Below are 3,182 nucleotides of genomic sequence, written 5' to 3'. Positions count from 1 at the left end.
AATTTAATGTCTGGCAGTTCCCTACTCTCACATGGGGAGACCCCACACTACCATCGGCGCTACGGCGTTTCACTGCTGAGTTCGGCATGGGGTCAGGTGGGACCACCGCGCTATTGCCGCCAGACAAATTCTGTTTGTTCCCGTTTAGTTTCTTCTTCACTAAACCAGAACCTCAATCTCAAACAAGCTGCGTGTCCTTCACCTTTCGGCTTCTCACTTTCTTTGAAAACAACTCAATCTCTCTAAAACACCTTCGGTGTTGTCAGGTTAAGCCTCACGGTTCATTAGTATTGGTTAGCTCAACGTATCGCTACGCTTACACACCCAACCTATCAACGTCTTAGTCTTAAACGTTCCTTTAGGACCCTTAAAGGGTCAGGGAAGACTCATCTCAAGGCAAGTTTCCCGCTTAGATGCTTTCAGCGGTTATCTCTTCCGCACTTAGCTACCGGGCAATGCCATTGGCATGACAACCCGAACACCAGTGGTGCGTCCACTCCGGTCCTCTCGTACTAGGAGCAGCCCCTTTCAATCTTCCAACGCCCACGGCAGATAGGGACCGAACTGTCTCACGACGTTCTAAACCCAGCTCGCGTACCACTTTAAACGGCGAACAGCCGTACCCTTGGGACCTACTTCAGCCCCAGGATGTGATGAGCCGACATCGAGGTGCCAAACACCGCCGTCGATATGAACTCTTGGGCGGTATCAGCCTGTTATCCCCGGAGTACCTTTTATCCGTTGAGCGATGGCCCTTCCATTCAGAACCACCGGATCACTAAGACCTACTTTCGTACCTGCTCGAGCCGTCACTCTCGCAGTCAAGCTGGCTTATGCCTTTGCACTAACCGCATGATGTCCGACCATGCTTAGCCAACCTTCGTGCTCCTCCGTTACTCTTTGGGAGGAGACCGCCCCAGTCAAACTACCCACCAGACACTGTCCGCACCCCAGATAATGGGGCAACGTTAGAACATCAAACATTAAAGGGTGGTATTTCAAGGTTGGCTCCACGCAGACTGGCGTCCACGCTTCGAAGCCTCCCACCTATCCTACACATCAAGGCTCAATGTTCAGTGTCAAGCTATAGTAAAGGTTCACGGGGTCTTTCCGTCTTGCCGCGGGTACACTGCATCTTCACAGCGAGTTCAATTTCACTGAGTCTCGGGTGGAGACAGCCTGGCCATCATTACGCCATTCGTGCAGGTCGGAACTTACCCGACAAGGAATTTCGCTACCTTAGGACCGTTATAGTTACGGCCGCCGTTTACTGGGGCTTCGATCAAGAGCTTCTCCTTACGGATAACCCCATCAATTAACCTTCCAGCACCGGGCAGGCGTCACACCGTATACGTCCACTTTCGTGTTTGCACAGTGCTGTGTTTTTAATAAACAGTTGCAGCCAGCTGGTATCTGCGACTGGCTTCAGCTCCATGAGTAAATCACTTCACCTAATGCCAGCGTGCCTTCTCCCGAAGTTACGGCACCATTTTGCCTAGTTCCTTCACCCGAGTTCTCTCAAGCGCCTGAGTATTCTCTACCTGACCACCTGTGTCGGTTTGGGGTACGATTAATGATAATCTAGAGCTTAGAGGCTTTTCCTGGAAGCGGGGCATGAGCTACTTCATCACCGTAGTGACTCGTCGTCGGACCTCAGCATGTAGTGAACCGGATTTGCCTAATTCACCTGCCTACATCCTTAAACCGGGACAACCGTCGCCCGGATAGCCTAGCCTTCTCCGTCCCCCCATCGCAATTATCACCAGTACGGGAATATTAACCCGTTTCCCATCGACTACGCATTTCTGCCTCGCCTTAGGGGTCGACTCACCCTGCCCCGATTAACGTTGGACAGGAACCCTTGGTCTTCCGGCGTGCGGGTTTTTCACCCGCATTATCGTTACTTATGTCAGCATTCGCACTTCTGATACCTCCAGCATGCCTCACAGCACACCTTCACAGGCTTACAGAACGCTCCCCTACCCAACAATATTTACATATCGCTGCCGCAGCTTCGGTGCATAGTTTAGCCCCGTTACATCTTCCGCGCAGGCCGACTCGACCAGTGAGCTATTACGCTTTCTTTAAATGATGGCTGCTTCTAAGCCAACATCCTGGCTGTCTGAGCCTTCCCACTTCGTTTCCCACTTAACTATGACTTTGGGACCTTAGCTGGCGGTCTGGGTTGTTTCCCTCTTCACGACGAACGTTAGCACCCGCCGTGTGTCTCCCGTGATAACATTCTTCGGTATTCGTAGTTTGCATCGAGTTGGTAAGTCGGGATGACCCCCTAGTCGAAACAGTGCTCTACCCCCGAAGATGAGTTCACGAGGCGCTACCTAAATAGCTTTCGGGGAGAACCAGCTATCTCCCGGTTTGATTGGCCTTTCACCCCCAGCCACAAGTCATCCGCTAATTTTTCAACATTAGTCGGTTCGGTCCTCCAGTTAGTGTTACCCAACCTTCAACCTGCCCATGGCTAGATCACCGGGTTTCGGGTCTATACCCTGCAACTTATTCGCCCAGTTAAGACTCGGTTTCCCTACGGCTCCCCTATACGGTTAACCTTGCTACAGAATATAAGTCGCTGACCCATTATACAAAAGGTACGCAGTCACCCTGATAAATCAAGGCTCCCACTGCTTGTACGTACACGGTTTCAGGTTCTATTTCACTCCCCTCGCCGGGGTTCTTTTCGCCTTTCCCTCACGGTACTGGTTCACTATCGGTCAATCAGGAGTATTTAGCCTTGGAGGATGGTCCCCCCATATTCAGACAGGATAACACGTGTCCCGCCCTACTCGTCGAGTTCACAACACTAACACCTTCGGATACGGGGCTATCACCCTTTACTGCCGGACTTTCCAGACCGTTCTCCTGATGCTAATGCTGATTAAGACTCTGGGCTGCTCCCCGTTCGCTCGCCGCTACTAGGGGAATCTCGGTTGATTTCTTTTCCTCGGGGTACTGAGATGTTTCAGTTCCCCCGGTTCGCTTCGTTTGACTATGTATTCATCAAACGATAGTGCAACGAATTGCACTGGGTTTCCCCATTCGGAAATCGTCGGTTGTAACGGTTCATATCACCTTACCGACGCTTATCGCAGATTAGCACGTCCTTCATCGCCTCTGATTGCCTAGGCATCCACCGTGTACGCTTAGTCGCTTAACCTCACAACCCG

At 51.6% G+C, this 3,182-nt stretch carries 2 rRNA genes; both read right to left on the bottom strand.

What is annotated here, in order from left to right:
• Positions 1-8: 8 nt before the first annotated feature.
• A 5S ribosomal RNA gene (rrf, locus tag PSE83_RS20350) occupies positions 9-124 on the bottom strand.
• Between the two features lie 139 nt (positions 125-263).
• Positions 264-3,172: ribosomal RNA gene (locus tag PSE83_RS20345) — 23S ribosomal RNA — on the bottom strand.
• Positions 3,173-3,182 lie beyond the last annotated feature (10 nt).

Source organism: Providencia sp. PROV150 (assembly GCF_028481025.1).
In the GTDB taxonomy this organism is placed as follows: Bacteria; Pseudomonadota; Gammaproteobacteria; order Enterobacterales; family Enterobacteriaceae; genus Providencia; species Providencia hangzhouensis.
The sequence above is the reverse complement of the archived record's forward strand: the minus strand, read 5'-3'. Positions and strand labels throughout refer to the sequence as shown.